Annotated in this window: 15 protein-coding genes; 10 read left to right on the forward strand and 5 right to left on the reverse strand. The window is 50.1% G+C overall.

All coding sequences use genetic code 11. The features are described 5' to 3' along the window. Positions 1-165 precede the first annotated feature (165 nt). From IYN85_RS15585 to IYN85_RS15600, 4 genes are all read left to right on the forward strand, one after another. Entirely contained in the window at positions 166-3210 is a 3045-nt protein-coding gene (locus IYN85_RS15585) for a transporter substrate-binding domain-containing protein (protein ID WP_196159849.1), read from the forward strand. Between the two features lie 163 nt (positions 3211-3373). Next, the gene (gene bfr, locus IYN85_RS15590; RefSeq protein ID WP_196160156.1) at positions 3374-3847 is read left to right on the forward strand and encodes a bacterioferritin; all 474 of its coding nucleotides are present in this window, start codon (positions 3374-3376) and stop codon (positions 3845-3847) included. A gap of 16 nt (positions 3848-3863) precedes the next feature. Continuing rightward, entirely contained in the window at positions 3864-4331 is a 468-nt protein-coding gene (gene bfr, locus IYN85_RS15595) for a bacterioferritin (protein ID WP_196159850.1), read from the forward strand. A gap of 241 nt (positions 4332-4572) precedes the next feature. Then, positions 4573-4776 carry a bacterioferritin-associated ferredoxin gene (locus IYN85_RS15600; RefSeq protein ID WP_196159851.1) on the forward strand — a complete coding sequence of 68 codons (204 nt, stop codon included), beginning with the start codon at positions 4573-4575 and terminating at the stop codon, positions 4774-4776. Between the two features lie 55 nt (positions 4777-4831). Here IYN85_RS15600 and IYN85_RS15605 read toward each other — a convergent pair whose 3' ends face one another. After that, the gene (locus IYN85_RS15605) at positions 4832-5386 is read right to left on the reverse strand and encodes a MarR family winged helix-turn-helix transcriptional regulator (protein WP_196159852.1); all 555 of its coding nucleotides are present in this window, start codon (positions 5384-5386) and stop codon (positions 4832-4834) included. A gap of 102 nt (positions 5387-5488) precedes the next feature. On the opposite strand from IYN85_RS15605, the gene IYN85_RS15610 reads away from it, so the two are divergent. The 4 genes from IYN85_RS15610 to IYN85_RS15625 all read left to right on the forward strand — a co-directional run bounded on the left by IYN85_RS15610 (position 5489) and on the right by IYN85_RS15625 (position 8383). Next, complete coding sequence (locus IYN85_RS15610; protein ID WP_370592216.1) at positions 5489-5956, forward strand: DMT family transporter; 468 nt, start codon at positions 5489-5491, stop codon at positions 5954-5956. After that, positions 5953-6396, forward strand: coding sequence for a DMT family transporter (locus IYN85_RS15615; protein ID WP_196159853.1), 444 nt, complete (start codon positions 5953-5955; stop codon positions 6394-6396). Before IYN85_RS15610 ends, IYN85_RS15615 begins: the two co-directional genes overlap by 4 nt. A 69-nt stretch (positions 6397-6465) precedes the next feature. Continuing rightward, complete coding sequence (locus IYN85_RS15620; protein ID WP_196159854.1) at positions 6466-7368, forward strand: response regulator transcription factor; 903 nt, start codon at positions 6466-6468, stop codon at positions 7366-7368. Between the two features lie 283 nt (positions 7369-7651). Then, complete coding sequence (locus tag IYN85_RS15625) at positions 7652-8383, forward strand: 4Fe-4S binding protein (protein WP_196159855.1); 732 nt, start codon at positions 7652-7654, stop codon at positions 8381-8383. A 3-nt stretch (positions 8384-8386) separates the two neighbouring features. On the opposite strand, the gene IYN85_RS15630 is transcribed toward IYN85_RS15625, so the two are convergent. The 4 genes from IYN85_RS15630 to maoP form a co-directional block, all read right to left on the reverse strand. Further along, positions 8387-9073, reverse strand: a complete 687-nt coding sequence (locus tag IYN85_RS15630; RefSeq protein ID WP_196159856.1) for a gamma-glutamylcyclotransferase — start codon at positions 9071-9073, stop codon at positions 8387-8389. A gap of 95 nt (positions 9074-9168) precedes the next feature. Next, on the reverse strand, positions 9169-10491 hold the full coding sequence (locus tag IYN85_RS15635) for a DEAD/DEAH box helicase (protein ID WP_196159857.1): 1323 nt from the start codon (positions 10489-10491) through the stop codon (positions 9169-9171). A gap of 87 nt (positions 10492-10578) precedes the next feature. Then, positions 10579-11232: a 2OG-Fe(II) oxygenase gene (locus IYN85_RS15640; protein ID WP_196159858.1), complete on the reverse strand. Its 654-nt coding sequence runs from the start codon at positions 11230-11232 to the stop codon at positions 10579-10581. Positions 11233-11349: 117 nt separating this feature from the next. Continuing rightward, a complete protein-coding gene (maoP, locus tag IYN85_RS15645; protein ID WP_196159859.1) occupies positions 11350-11706 on the reverse strand; it encodes a DUF413 domain-containing protein in 357 nt (118 codons plus the stop codon). A gap of 123 nt (positions 11707-11829) precedes the next feature. Here maoP and IYN85_RS15650 point away from each other — a divergent pair, with 123 nt between their 5' ends. After that, the gene (locus IYN85_RS15650; protein WP_196159860.1) at positions 11830-12687 is read left to right on the forward strand and encodes a LysR family transcriptional regulator; all 858 of its coding nucleotides are present in this window, start codon (positions 11830-11832) and stop codon (positions 12685-12687) included. A 116-nt stretch (positions 12688-12803) separates the two neighbouring features. Then, complete coding sequence (locus IYN85_RS15655; protein ID WP_196159861.1) at positions 12804-13229, forward strand: hypothetical protein; 426 nt, start codon at positions 12804-12806, stop codon at positions 13227-13229. Positions 13230-13375 lie beyond the last annotated feature (146 nt).

Consider the following 13375-nt stretch of genomic DNA (forward strand, 5'->3'; position numbering starts at 1 on the left):
GTAAAACCGTTTTTTGCGGGAATGCCGGAAATTCAGTAAAACATCGGCAAAGGCTGCCGTTCATCACTGCGTTCGCGGTACGGGCTTGTAACGGATGCGCTTGATACATGGCGAAGACGCCCATCCTTGACGGAAATCACTTTAGATTCCCAAAAAGGCGATGTAATGCTGCTACACTCCGGTGAAGGTTTAGATCACTGGCTGGAGCATCTGAAAATGGGAGACTGGTGTGCGGGTTGGGGAAAATCTCTTATTTTGGTATTGCTTGGTCTATGCCTTAGAGTGACCTATGCAGCGCATCCCAGCGATCAGTCGCAGTCTGACCTTTTCATAGAGACATTACCCGCCGTACAGCAGCAATGGCTTAACGAACATCCGCAAATCTACGTCGCGGCCATGAGTGACTGGCCACCGATTAATTTTGAAAACAGTAAGAGGCAGCCGGATGGCATCGGTGCAGACTATATTGCCGCGCTCAACAAGCGCCTAGGTGGGCGCTTACGGTTGCGTAACGGGGAATGGTCGGAAATCTACCAGCAAGTCGCCGATCGCGATTTGGATGTTCTGATGGATATCACCCCCAAACCAGAACGGCAAAACGATTTTAATTTCACAATTCCTTACCTGGAAATTCCGCACGTCATTATTACTCAGGACACCGCCGCGCCGGTGGCAAGTGAAGAAGATCTACAGGGCAAAACGGTCGCGCTGGAGCAGGGTTTCGGTAATGTTTTGTACTTCCAAACCAACTTTCCGGAAGTCAGCATTCGAGAATATCCCAATACGTCCCAGGCGATTGGCGCGGTGATTGTCGGCGATGCGGATGCTTACGTCGGCAACAGAGCGGTAGCGTTGCACATCATTAACAGTGAGTTGATGAGTGGGCTTAAAATCCAAGGGCGGGTTAAAAAAAGTGGCTCGATATTAACGCTGGGGGTGCGCAAGGATTGGACGATTCTATCGGAGATTCTCAACCGGGCTCTGGAAGACATCACACCGGCAGAGGCCAGCGGGATTCAACGTTATTGGGTGGGTGATATCGGCACAGGGAAGACGGAATTCAAGGTCGAGTTGTCTGGTGAAGAACAAGCTTGGTTGCATGAGCATCCGGTTATCCGTTTAGCGTCGGACGCTGACTGGCCGCCTTATGAATACTTTGATAAAGACGGTCATTATCAAGGGATCGCCGCTGACTATATGTCGATACTCGGAGAGAAACTGGGTGTGGAATTTCAGGTGTCACCTATTGCTCCCTGGAGTGAGATTGTCGATAAGGTACGAAGTCGAGAGTTGGATGTGTTGTCTTTGGCGATGGCAACGCCAGATCGCCTTGAGTTTGCCCGTTTTACTAAACCCTATGTAACGAACACGGCGGTTATCGTTACGCGTAATAATGTTTCTTATATCGCCGGTTTAGATGGTTTAAAAGGTAAGCAGGTGGCTCTGGAAAAGGGCTATGCTCTGGTAGATATAATCGGTTCCGAGAACCCTGACATTATCATTGACGAATACCCAACCACCGCGGCTGCGCTTAACGCAGTCGCCAAGGGTAAGAGTTTTGCATATGTGGGTAACATTGCTACTACCAGCTATCAAATACGCGAACACAGTTTGAGCAACCTCATTTTTTCCGGCGAAGTGAAATACCGCTATGAGCTGGCCATGGGGGTTCGTTCCGATTGGCCGATTCTGGTTGATATTCTCGATAAAGGACTCGACAGCATCAGCGCTCAGGAACGAGCCGATATTTTCAGTCGCTGGATCCATGTGTCGGTCAACAAGGGTTTGCCATTTATTTGGTTCGTCACCGCCGGTGGCGGCGCTTTGCTTGTAGTGTTGATTGTCTTGTATTGGAATTTTCAGTTGAATCGTCAGGTGCAGGACAGAACCCGATTGCTTGAGCATCGTGCATTGCATGATTCTCTCACCGATTTGCCAAATCGGAATGCGATTTTAACTCAGATGCAACAGATGGTTTCTGTGTCGCAACGCAACCAGTGCTTACTCGCGGTGTTTTTTCTGGATCTTGATGATTTCAAGAAAGTAAACGACACGCTCGGTCATCGCGTCGGCGATCTGCTGTTATTGGCAGTGGCCGATCGACTGCGCCAGTGTATGCGTCGGTCAGATGTTATTGGTCGGTTAGGTGGCGATGAATTTGTCATTGTTACTGGACAAGTGAACTCGGTTGAGCAAATCCAACAAATTGCGCAGAATCTGTTAGCGCAGATGCAGGACAGCTTTGAACTGGAAGGGCAGTCGCTGATGATGACAACCAGCCTGGGTATCGCTATTTTTCCCAACGACAGTGATGACAGTCAAAAATTACTGGAGAAAGCAGATACCGCCATGTACCACGCCAAGAAAAAGGGCGGTAATGAGTTGGCGTTTTTTAATCATCAAATGAATGTTTACCAACAGAAAAAAGTAGCGATTGAAAATCATCTGTTCACGGCTCTGGATAACGGCGAGTTTTCATTGGTGTACCAACCGATCATTGAATCTGAGACCCAACAACCGAAAGGCTTTGAAGCTCTATTGCGCTGGCATAGCTCAAAATTGGGTTTAGTGTCGCCTGACGAATTCATACCCATTGCGGAACAAAATGGTTTCATTCTGCATCTGGGCAAATTTGTATTGCAGCAGAGTTGCCGAGACCTGCGCCAACTGAAAGCTGCCTTTGACGCAAGGTTGACCATGTCCATCAATTTGTCGCCAAGGCAAGTCCGAGACATTTCATTGTTGGAGCAAATAAAAGCGGTTTTGCAGCAACAAGAGTTGGCGGTGACGGATTTGATCTTTGAAATTACCGAAGGTGTATTGCTCAGTCATGAACAGCAGTCCGCACGGGTACTGAATGAGCTAACTGAACTTGGTGTGCTGATCGCCATGGATGATTTCGGTACCGGTTATTCTTCACTCAGTTACGTGCGCAATTATCCTTTCAATAGTTTGAAGATAGATCGAGAGTTTGTTCGGGATATGGCAACTGATAGTAAAGATCAACAACTGGTTGAAGCGACCATCATGATGGCAAACAGTCTCAATATGGCTGTCGTCGCCGAAGGAGTTGAAAACGATGCTCAATTGCAGGCACTGCGACAGTTAGGTTGCCACTATTTACAAGGCTATTTGTTCAGCAAACCGCTGCCGTTCATTGAGCTGAAAGACTGGTTGTACCAGCAGGTTGAAATGACGCAGAACGATTAATGGTTACATGGGTGGTAACTCTTGCTTATCTGGTTTAGTCTGCAAGCCTTACATTTTTTAGATTTACGTCGACATGTTGTGTAAGGCATGGCAATAGTTGACAAGTATGAAAAACAAAGACGGCCAAATATTGCAAACGGCCTTTACGTTGGGAGGGTATAGGGTGAAAGGTGATCTTCAAGTTATCAAATTATTGAATTCGATGTTGCAAGTGGAGCTGACCTCCATCAATCAGTATTTTCTGCACGCTCGGATGTTTAAAAACTGGGGTTTAGATGGGCTCGATAAGCGCGCGTATAAAAAATCGATTCTGGATATGAAACAGGCCGATGCACTGATAGAACGGATTCTGTTTCTGGAAGGCCTGCCTAACCTGCAGGCACTGGGTAAACTGATGATCGGCGAACATACCGAAGAGATGTTGTCTTGTGACATGACCATGGAACTTGCTCAAGTCGCGCAACTGAAAGCCGCCATAGCTGAATGCGAAAAAGCGGGCGATTACGTATCACGCGACTTATTGGAAGACATTCTGGAAGCGGAGGAAAGCCATATTGATTGGATCGAATCGCAACAGTATCTGATTCAGCATTCGGGCATAGAAAACTATTTGCAGTCGCAGATCCACGCAGACTGAACAGGAGGTAACGAATATGCAGGGTAATCAAAAAGTCATCGACGCGTTAAACGGATTACTGGCGTTGGAGCTCACCGCCATGGATCAATATTTTATACACAGCGAAATGTACGCCGATTGGGGGATCAGCAAACTTCACGAACGTATCGCCCATGAATTCGAGGATGAGAAAGGTCACGCCAAAGCACTGATCGAGCGGATGTTGTTTCTGGAAGGTACTCCGGACATGACCACCCGGATTCCGTTGCGCATTGGCAAAGATGTGCCACAGATGCTGGAGAACGACCTGCAAGTTGAGTACGACGTGCAAAAAGCGCTGGTGGCGGCTATCGCCGTTTGTGAGCAGGAGCAGGATTACCATAGCCGTGAAATCCTGGAGAAACTGCTCGACGATACTGAGGTCGATCACGCCTGGTGGTTGGAAAAGCAACTCGGTCTCATTCAGAAAATCGGTTTGCCAAATTACATTCAATCCCAGATGTAACTTCCATGTGCCGCCATTGACGCTAAAGAATGATGATGGCGGCTTTTCGCACGCAAACGCTGTTTTAGAACTTTGTTAGACATCGTTTAATACCGGTTGCTTGATCCAGATCTAAGATTGCCCCTCTGGATTTGATAACAATACATCGCAAATGTGAATAATTGTTAAATGATAATATTCTTGTTTGAGAATAAGTATCATTTAGATTAAGATCGATGCCATTGTTTTCACGGGGTGGTTTATGTACGTCTGTTTATGCCAAGGGGTCACTGATAGCCAAATTCGCCAAGCGGTTAGTGAAGGGGCGACGTCTCTGCGTGAAGTCAATATGCGCCTGGGAACAGCATCGCAGTGCGGTAAATGTGGCATGACAACCCGGGATATCGTCAATCAGGCACTGGCTCAGAATTCCCACGCTACTGAATTATTCTATAAGGCTTCCTGAGGCGAGAGGCGGCATGTGTTGCCGGTGCCGCCCTGCAAACCCGAGCTGACTCTGCTTATAACCCGTGCATCCGGGCATTCAACATCTCTTTTGCCAGTTTTTGATCTTTATGTAATGTCTCAAACACCTGTAGTAATTGCGTCAGTGACTGGTTTAGCTGTGCTTTTTGTTGTTCATTCAGGGGTTCCAAAATGGCTTCCATGTTGTCGACATGTGCCACCAACGCCCGATTCACCGTTTGTAACCCTTTTTCTGTGAGCTGTACCAGTTTGTGCCTGGCGTCCGTTGGGTTAGGCGCGCGCTGAATCAGCTGTTTGTTTTCAAGGGACTTCAGACGATGAGTCATAGTTCCGGACGTCACCATCAGCGTTGAGAAGAGTTCCGTCGGGGTGAGGGTGAAGGGGTCGCCCGAGCGCCGCAACGTGGCCAGCACATCAAACTCCCACGACGTCAGCCCGAATTGTTCGAACTTAACGTCCAGAAATGGCTGGTACAACACCGAACAGCGCTTCAGCCGACCCAGTATTTCCATCGCATCGAGTCGTAAGTCCGGGCACTCTTGCTGCCATTGCTGTTTGATTTTATCGACCGGATCCTGCTGTTCAACCATCGTGACAATTCCTGTTCCGTGAGTGAAATAATTTATCTTGATATCAAGAAGAATGCCATGCATTATTTCTCTTGATATCAAGAGACTTTGGGGAAGGTGTAGGTGAATCGGTTCTGGGTCGCCGCGTGCGCGGTGTTTGGTGGTGCGGCATTAGCGGTCATGATTGGCTTAAACAGTCATATGGCAACCTTTGTGTCACCGTTGGTCACGTCGTGGGTTGCCCATGGCATTGGCGCGTTTACGGCGTTGTTGATTATTCAGTTTATCCCCAAGCCCGCTCAATCAGTCTCCGGTTCCGTTGTGCCAACGACGCCTACCTGGTCCTATCTCGGTGGTCTGCCGGGGGCGTTCGTGGTGGTATTGGCGTCGATAACCGTCAATGGTCCATTGGGTTTGACCGGTACGCTGGTATTAACCATCACTGGGCAGGTTCTGTTCAGTTTAATGAGCGATCAATGGGGGTGGTTTGGGCTGTTGAAGCGACAAATGACGCTGCAAAGGCTTCTGACACTGGTGCCCATTGTTCTGGGCAGTTTGTTGATCATTGAAGCGAAAGGGCATTTAGCATGATGTATATCCTGTTGGCGTTGTTGAATGGGGTGTTAATTGCTCTGGCCAGAAATCTGAATGGACGATTGTCGATGTCGCGCGGCGCCTTCTTCTCCAGTTGGGTAAATCATTTGGGCGGTTTTCTGTTTTTGACTCTGATGGTGCTGTTTGCCCAAGGGCTGCAAGCACCCTTTACCGATATTCCCTGGTACGCTTTTTTAGGCGGTGCGATCGGGGCGCTTTATGTCGGTCTGAACAGCTTCGTGGTACCTCGTTTGGGGGTAACCTTGTCTACCCTGTTGGTCATTGCCGGTCAGTTGCTGGTCAGCGTGCTGATTGACGTGTGTTTCGGCAAAATCCTGTTAGCGCTTGACGGAAAAACCTTACAGTTGATTCTTGGCGGTGTGCTGTTGGTTATTGGCTTTTACGCCTCTGTACAGCAGGCGCAAAAAGCCGACTGACGCTTCAGATCAATAAACAAATTGGCAAGCTGACTACACTGTGGCTAACAACGCTGCCATGGAGCGCCGATGATTTCTTTAACCGTGTACAGTTTTGTTCTGCTGATTAGCGTGTTTTCGCTGGGTGGCTTGGTCATGCTGTACATGAAATACCGAACACTGTTGCTGTTGCGGATTACCCTGTTTCTGTTGTCTCTGTTGTTCATTTCTGCAGGGTTCTGGTGCAACGCCTGGAATCAATTGGCGGCAAGAGTGGACTTACCCGTCATCGATTTTGCCCTGTGGCTGAGCTTTTTTGTGGGCAGCGCTATTAATGTCATTGTGACCCCGCTTTTGGTGTCCGCTCTGTTGGAAATCCCCTTGCATGTCTGGCAAAAGAGGCTGATGCTGCTCTGGAATGGGGCTTTTGTTGGTTTAGCGGTGGTGTATTTTTTGCGCCCACTGTTGGGCTGGATTCCCTGGGTACTGACGGTCATGCAGGTGGCGACCATTGCCGTCGCTCTCACGGTTATGGGGCTGCTAATGCGTAAACGCCGTACGTTATGGTGGTTTTCGGCATTGCTTAGCTTTTTCGGTATGAGTGTCCTGTTTTTATTGTTGTTGATGTTGGACATTCTGATCACAACCGTGCCGATTCCCATGCTGGCGGTGGTTGATGATCTCAGCTTGGCGTTGTACCTGGTCGCCCTAGCCTTGGGTTTGTTTTTCTTCGCGTCGCATTACTTGATGCAGCAAGCGGTCGTGTCTGCCGGCCGGTTGACCGAGCACGGTAAATCGCGCTTTCAGCTAACGGATCGGGAAGTGCAGATTGTCGAATGTCTGGTGCAGGGGCAAGCCAATAAGCAAATCGCCGATGCGTTGCATATTGCGCCGAAAACCGTCGAGAATCATTTAACGGCCATCTATCAGAAAACCAATGTCCGCAACCGGACCCAACTGACCCAGGTGTTGTTGAACTGGAATCGCAGTTGAGAACGGCTATTGCGGCCTATACGCAAAATAAGGTACTAGATCGCTCCCTTCAGGCGCGACATTCAAGCTCTCTAGCGTCGTTCTGTCTCTTGCCAATGGAATAACCATTGACTGCGAGACACGCCTAGCCATAGAGCTTGAATGGCACGCTGAATTCATACGAACTTCTAACTCAGGACACTAGGGGAAACCCCCTGACCGCTATTTTGAGGGGTTTACCGGATAGTTTGAGGTGTTCGTTTGCCGCATGCTGAAGCCAACTTCTCAAAACAGGTCCAATGTCATGAAACGCACCAATCGCTTCCAGAAAGTTCGCATCGCGGTGCTCACCGTATCAACCGCGTTGTTTCCCTTGAGTTTTTATTATCTGTCTCCGGTGATCCCATTGCAGGGTAGCTTGAACGGCGTGGTCACTGGTTCGCTGGTGATGTTCGCGTTGCTCACGGTAGCGGCCATGGTGTTGGGGCGCAGTTTTTGTTCGTGGCTGTGTCCAGCCGGAGGTTTACAGGACCAGGTCGCCCTCAGCCGAACACGTGCTGTGAATGTCGCCCGACTTAGTTGGGTGAAGTATGTGGTTTGGGTGGTTTGGCTGACCGTTTTGCTGTCTCTGTTCTATAGCGCCGGTGGGGTGACAACGATTGACGTTACGTTTGCTACCGAGCACGGCTTGTCTGCTGCGTCTTTTGAGGCATTGGTCGCCTATGGCTGCGTTGTCAGTGTGTTTATGGCGGTGCCGCTGCTGGTTGGTCGCCGCGCGGCTTGTCATACATTGTGCTGGATTGCGCCCTTTATGGTGCTGGGTCGACGATTGGGGCGCGCCTTGCATATCCCCAATCTGCATATTTATGCGCAACCGGACCGTTGCGTCGATTGCAAACAATGCACGTCCAACTGTCCAATGAGTCTGGATGTGAACCTGATTGCCAAAACAGGGCAGATTGACAGTGACAATTGCATTCTCTGTGGTCGTTGTGTGGCTGGTTGTAAACGCAAAGTGCTGTCTATGCGTTGGTGAGTGTTAGCGTGTGTTGCCTGTTTGAATAGCGCGAACCTGCGCCACGTATTTCTCCAACAGAGCATCACAGATGTTCATGGATTCCAGAGCTTTTACCGTGTCGAACAGGTAATCCGCCGCTGCGCCTAACGCACCGACACCATGGGCGAGATCATGGCAGCGTTCTTCAAAGCTCATCGGACCGGCATAGTGACAATAGTCTGTGTCCATCAAAAACACGACTGCGTGAACGGTTGTCTGGTTGCCGGTAGCCACCGGTAACCATCGGGGATGGTAGGCACTGGCCAGCATTTCTCGGGACCAAAGTACATCCAGTTCTTCCTCGATGCACGAGGGGTCCACCTGTAACGCCTTGCCATGGCAGCAGCCACCGGGTTCCAGCCCCAACACCAACCCTGGTTGATGCTCATCCCCCCGGCCAATGTAGGTTCGCAGGCAAAAATCACGGTGATACCCGTCCAGAAAGGCATCGCTCTGGTCGACCAGATGAAATGCCGGGTTCCACAGTAGTGAGCCATAGGCAAATATCCAGACGCGACCATCCGGATTAGGATTGGATTCAAGGATTTGCCGCCAACTGCGTTCGCGGTCTTCAGCGCTGGTTAGCGTGATGAGACCCTTGGCTTCGGCCTCTTTGGCCATGGTTTGAAAAAAGCCCTCTTTAATGGCTTTACGATCGATATGAGACACGGGCGATACAACATTGCGGTGTGTTAAAACGAATGTAGCAATCATCCCTGAAGATGGCAAATAGCCCAGCCACGAGTGCGGCCAGGCTGGTTGGGTCAGGCTGATTTGTTTGGGGTGCGGCGACGACTCGGTGGTTTGCTGCGGTCACCCGATGCCGAGGCATTGGGGTTGCGAGCGCGGCGTGGTTTTTGACCTGGGTCAGCGCTGGCCGAATCGCCTTTAGGCTTTTTCGGTTTTTTAATTTTCTTTGGCTTGGTGTTCAACGCAAATTCCGGCAACGGCTTGTCAGGCTCAAAACCGGCAACGGGTCGGCGTTCTAGTATCTCGCCAATCAGGTTTTGTACGTCACGCAACAGTTCAGCGTCTTCGTCGCAGACAAAGGATACCGCTTCGCCAGTGGCTCCTGCTCGGCCTGTCCGGCCAATGCGGTGCACGTAGTCTGCCGCGACATTGGGCAGGTCATAATTAATGACGTGTGGTAATTCGGAAATATCCAGACCGCGGGCAGCGATATCGGTTGCCACTAACACCTGAACGTCGCCGCTTTTAAAATCGGCCAGTGCTCGGGTGCGAGCCGCCTGGCTTTTGTTGCCATGTATCGCTGCCGCCAAAATACCAGAAGATTCCAACTTTTTCGCCAGTCTATTGGCCCCATGCTTGGTTTTGGAGAATACCAGCACCTGGCGCCAGTGGTGACTCTTGATGAAACTGGGCAATAAGGCGGGTTTTTTGCTTTTTTCGACCGGAATCACCCATTGCGTGACACTTTTCGCCGCTGCATTTTTCGGAGTGACGGACACCTCTACCGGGTTGACCACGATGGTTTTCGCCAGTTCGCGGATGTCATCGGAAAAGGTCGCCGAAAACATCAGATTCTGGCGTTGTTTGGGCAGTAAGCGGATGATTTTTTGAATATCGCGGATGAAGCCCATATCGAGCATACGGTCGGCTTCATCCAGAACCAATACTTCTAACTGGCTGAAGGTGACCGCGTTCTGGCTGTACAGATCCAACAGTCGACCTGGCGTAGCGACCAAAATGTCAACGCCACGGCGCAGTTTCAGCATTTGCGGGTTTATTTTTACCCCGCCAAACACAACCGCAGAACGAAGATCGAGAAATTGCCCGTAAGTCTCCACACTTTCCTGGACCTGTGCTGCCAACTCCCGTGTTGGTGTGAGAACCAGTGCGCGAACATTGTTGGACTTAACAACGTTCTTCGAATCAATCAGATTCTGCAACAGGGGCAGGGTGAATCCGGCGGTTTTGCCGGTGCCGGTTTGGGCAGCGGCCAGTAAATCTTGGTGATCTAACACGGCTGGAATAGCCTGTTGTTGGATCGGGGTTGGTGTGTCATACCCCTGCGCTGTTACCGCTTTTAAAATAGCCGGTGACAAGCGTAAATCCGTAAATTGCATAGTTTAACTCGAAAAATGGAGAGGGCACCTTGGTGCTGAGCGCGCAAGGGTAGCACGAATCCGCCGGTGCCGTGGTATTTTTAGGGGTTATTGAGGTGGGTCGATCTGATCACCAATGGACGTGTTCAAACGGAACCAACCGGCAATGGAATAGCGATCCCGATGCGTTGGTAAAACCTCATGCGGAAATTCTTCACTAAGGAAAATAGCCAGAGTACCCAGTGCGGGCGTTACCTTCACGTTGTCATCTCCGACATAGATGACCATTTCACCGCCCTCGTCCGGCATCCATTGATGATTCAGATAAGTGACGACCGACAGTATTCGGTTAGATTGCCCTTTAAACGCATCCAGATGCGTTTTATAAAACGTGCCCGGTGGGTAATGCGCAAAGTGGCTTTCGAAGGAAAACAACCCAAGAAATAGGTGTCGGTTCAGATACACGCGTAACCTTTCGGTCCATTCCAGCCATTGCCGACCAATCTCAGACTGCCCTTCGATCCAGCACACTTCGTCTCCGCGCACAAAGCGGTTTGTCATGTGCTGGTTTGCCCTTCCAATACCGGCATTGAAGTACTGTTCATCGCTGAGGTTTTGCGCATGCGCGGCCAGTTCAAAGGCCAGTTGCGAGGGTAATGCGTCTGGTAAAATGCAGTAGCCCTTTTCAGTGAGCGAAGCGGCGATTGTTGCAAAGCAAAGGTCTTCGGGGGCGTATGTGTCAGGGAGCAGGGTACTATTCATGGTTGTCCGGGCTTAAAATTGCGGTATCGGTCGAAAGTGAGCGATCACTTACTTGCCATGAGATCGCTATTGGTTGTTGACTGGGTTGTCATTAAACGTGCGTTTGCGGAGGCTTGATTAAAAATCTGAATCGACCGTTTCACCAGCCATATCAACCTGCGGCTTGTTGCGGGCACCGTCCATTGAAACATTGATAATAGGTTTGGAAGTCGCTGCACGGAACCGGTTCCAGACTCGTTCGTGTTTGGATTCTGCGGTTTTCTGGCCATGACAGAATGCGACGAACTCACGTTCTTCTTTGTTCTCGGGTTGCCGCTCACCACGGTCCAATGCGCGGTAAGCGTATCCATGTGCCTTTATCAGCTGAACCTGGTCACGGGTAAATTCACCGCTGCGATCTAAGCCATAAGGAAATTGTTCGCGTGCAAAAAACGCTCGATCTGACTGAAAAGAAGTATATTCTGCCATAGTCATCTAATGTCTTTGGTGTCGGGTATGGGGTCGAGCGGAAGTCTCTGCTACAGTAGCAGGCCTGTAAAATGAAGAATTTCTCTCGTATCGATAGAAATAATTGATTGAATATCCCGGCAGATACCGATGAATACTGACCTGTTACGCACCTTTATTGAAATTGCCAAGACCCGGCATTTTGGAAACGCCGCCGAGAATCTCTACCTGACGCAATCTGCCGTCAGTTCGCGTGTGAAACAATTGGAAGCCATTGTGGGTGTTGAGTTGTTTGTCCGTCAACGCAACAATATTTTATTAACACACGCCGGTGAGCGTTTACTGCCTCATGCAGAGAATGTTTTGGCGGCGTGGCAATTGGCGCTACAGGATGTTGGCGTGCCCAGCTCACAGAATTCACAATTGACGATAGGGGGCACATCGAATTTGTGGGACACCTTCCTCCTGGCTTTTTTACCCAAGCTGGCGAGTCAGTTTCCGAACCTGTACATGCGAACCGAGATTAATACCCCTCAGCAATTAACCCGGGCGCTGCTAGGTGGCCGCGTCGATGTCGTCGTGGTTATGGACCCCCCCACGAATTTGGAATTCGACAGTCGACACATTGGTCAAATCGAACTAGTCATGGTAGCGAATAAGCCAGAGCTGGACATCACCGATGTTCCCGAAGCCGGTTACGTGTTTGTGGATTGGGGGACTGCGTTCAACCTACAACAGGCGCGCTTGTTTTCCCAGCCGGTTGCGCCTGTCCTGAATACCAGCCAGAGCAGTATCGCGCTGGAATTCATTTTAATGCACGGCGGGGCTGCCTTTTTGCCAAGAGCCATGGTAGCCGCACATATTGATCGTGGCTTGCTCTACGAAGTGAGCAATGCCGACTCTGCGTGGCAGGATGTTTACGTTGCGTTCGCTAAAAATCTCGACACGTCTCCCGTGTTCGGGCCTATCATCCGCGTCTTTGAGGAAGCAAACATCGGGCCTCGCTAAACGCGCAACCTACGCAGAAACGGACTACAGTGTTAACAAGCCCGAATAGACCCGAAAAGGCCCGAGTCGGCATAGGGTCCGCGACAAAGGTGGCGAGCTGTGAAAGAGGAATAAGCATGGCAGAACCGGAATCTCCCCAAAAAGCATCATGGTTTGTGATTTTATCGGTCACCTTTATCGTGATGGTCATGGCGGGTTACGTGATGGAAAAAGGTCTGGACTTTAGTTTGTTCGGAACCTTTTCTTCCAGTGGGCGTGGTAATGACGGCAGCGCCGAAGGCAGTTTGCAACCGGCTGTGGATACCTGTAAACGAGCCGCCAAGCTTCAAATTGGTCCAGCATTGCTGCAGATGGATATGGACCGGTTATCGACTCGCTACATCGCTGACCGCCAGCAATACCTGGTGATTCTCAATGTCATTATCAAAGGTCAGGAGCGAATGGAATACTATTATGAGTGCACCGTGTCATCTGTGACACAGGAAATTGACCGTACTCGCCTCACTGGTCCACCGGGAAGTTTTGAGCAGATTGGCATCTAAGGAATAGGTTACCGAAGCTCTTGCGACTTGAATTAATTGTGTGCTCTCCGTTGCAAAGATCCAATCCAGTTCGATGATAATAGTTCGGTGCTTAACCAAACGATCGTTTGAGCGTGCCTCCCTGCACGCGTGGCGCTTGCAAGGGC

Origin of the sequence: Reinekea sp. G2M2-21 (assembly GCF_015687175.1) — a bacterium.
Taxonomy (GTDB): Bacteria; Pseudomonadota; Gammaproteobacteria; order Pseudomonadales; family Natronospirillaceae; genus Reinekea.

Coding starts and splice junctions, on each gene's coding strand:
- IYN85_RS15600 (WP_196159851.1), top strand. CDS start 4,573: ATGTACGTCTGTTTATGCCAAGGGGTCACTGATAGCCAAATTCGCCAA.
- IYN85_RS15640 (WP_196159858.1), bottom strand. CDS start 11,232: ATGAATAGTACCCTGCTCCCTGACACATACGCCCCCGAAGACCTTTGC.
- bfr (WP_196159850.1), top strand. CDS start 3,864: ATGCAGGGTAATCAAAAAGTCATCGACGCGTTAAACGGATTACTGGCG.
- IYN85_RS15605 (WP_196159852.1), bottom strand. CDS start 5,386: ATGGTTGAACAGCAGGATCCGGTCGATAAAATCAAACAGCAATGGCAG.
- IYN85_RS15635 (WP_196159857.1), bottom strand. CDS start 10,491: ATGCAATTTACGGATTTACGCTTGTCACCGGCTATTTTAAAAGCGGTA.
- IYN85_RS15615 (WP_196159853.1), top strand. CDS start 5,953: ATGATGTATATCCTGTTGGCGTTGTTGAATGGGGTGTTAATTGCTCTG.
- IYN85_RS15585 (WP_196159849.1), top strand. CDS start 166: ATGCTGCTACACTCCGGTGAAGGTTTAGATCACTGGCTGGAGCATCTG.
- IYN85_RS15650 (WP_196159860.1), top strand. CDS start 11,830: ATGAATACTGACCTGTTACGCACCTTTATTGAAATTGCCAAGACCCGG.
- IYN85_RS15655 (WP_196159861.1), top strand. CDS start 12,804: ATGGCAGAACCGGAATCTCCCCAAAAAGCATCATGGTTTGTGATTTTA.
- IYN85_RS15625 (WP_196159855.1), top strand. CDS start 7,652: ATGAAACGCACCAATCGCTTCCAGAAAGTTCGCATCGCGGTGCTCACC.
- IYN85_RS15620 (WP_196159854.1), top strand. CDS start 6,466: ATGATTTCTTTAACCGTGTACAGTTTTGTTCTGCTGATTAGCGTGTTT.
- maoP (WP_196159859.1), bottom strand. CDS start 11,706: ATGACTATGGCAGAATATACTTCTTTTCAGTCAGATCGAGCGTTTTTT.